1 protein-coding gene is annotated in these 1,121 nt (G+C 64.7%); it reads left to right on the top strand.

Going from position 1 to position 1,121, the window contains the following annotated elements; translation table 11 throughout:
* The first annotated feature begins 230 nt into the window (after window positions 1-230).
* Complete coding sequence (locus tag ACGFR7_RS37510) at window positions 231-1,079, top strand: IS5 family transposase (RefSeq protein ID WP_393328573.1); 849 nt, start codon at window positions 231-233, stop codon at window positions 1,077-1,079.
* The last annotated feature ends 42 nt before the right edge of the window (window positions 1,080-1,121 follow it).

The raw sequence follows: 1,121 nt of genomic DNA, 5'->3' as shown, positions 1-1,121 counted from the left end.
AGAGGTCGTTTTCATCTCTGGTGTCCCGTTATTACGCCTTTTCTTTCGCGTAGTGGTGTGGTGCTGAGGGGACTGTGGAGTGGGTCGGTTCTGGTGGGTGGAATGGGGTGACGGCTGGGCCTGGAGGAGGCTTGTGCCTGTCTCATCCCAGGACGCCGGGATTGGCCTGTGCATCCGCCGGTATTGCTGTGCGCCTGGGCGCACTCGGTCCGGCGCAGTACGTCAGGAGTATGTCTGAGCGACGTCCGTATCCGAGTGATCTGTCCGATGCCCGCTGGGAGTTGATCGAGCCGGTCCTTGCTGCCTGGCGCTTCGAGCGTCGCGGCCGGGCGCTGGATTTCGGGCGGCCGCCCGAGCACGATCTGCGCGAAATCATGAACGCGATCCTGTATGTGGACCGCACCGGCGTGCAGTGGCGCTACCTCCCGCACGACTTCCCGCACTGGAACACGGTCTACGGGTACTTCGCCAAGTGGCAGCAGGAAGGTGTGTTCGCCCAGCTTAACGGCCTGCTCAGGCAGCTCTTACGGCAGAAGGAAGGGCGGGACGCCGAACCATCGGCTTGTGTGATCGACGCGCAGAGCGTCAAGACCGCCACCAGCGTCTCCGCCTCCAGCCAGGGCACCGACGCCGGAAAGAAGATCGTCGGGCGGAAGCGGAGCATCGTCACCGACACGATCGGTCTTCTGCTTGCCGTGCTGGTCACCGCAGCCAGCGTGCAGGACTCCGTTGCCGGCACCCAGCTGTTGGACCAGGTCGCCACCAGGCATCCCGGCATCCGCAAGGTGTGGGTGGACGGCGGCTACCGCCAGCACCTCGTCGAACACGCAGCCACCCTCGGCATCGACATGGAAATCACCACCCGACCCCCCGGGACCAGGGGCTTCGCCCCTGTACCGAAACGCTGGGCAGTTGAGCGGACCTACGGCTGGCTCATGCTCCACCGCCGCCTGGCCCGTGACTACGAAGCCCTGCCCGCCCGCTCCGAAGCCATGATCCACCTGGCCATGACCGACCTGATGGCCCGCCGCCTCACCGGCGAGAACACCATCTCCTGGCGCGACCCCACAGCACAATAAAGACCGCATCACGGGATGAAACAACAGGATGAAACGACCTCT

The sequence above is a fragment of the Streptomyces sp. NPDC048516 genome (genome assembly GCF_043199875.1).
In the GTDB taxonomy this organism is placed as follows: Bacteria; Actinomycetota; Actinomycetes; order Streptomycetales; family Streptomycetaceae; genus Streptomyces.
This window is presented reverse-complemented; position numbering and strand designations above follow the sequence as displayed.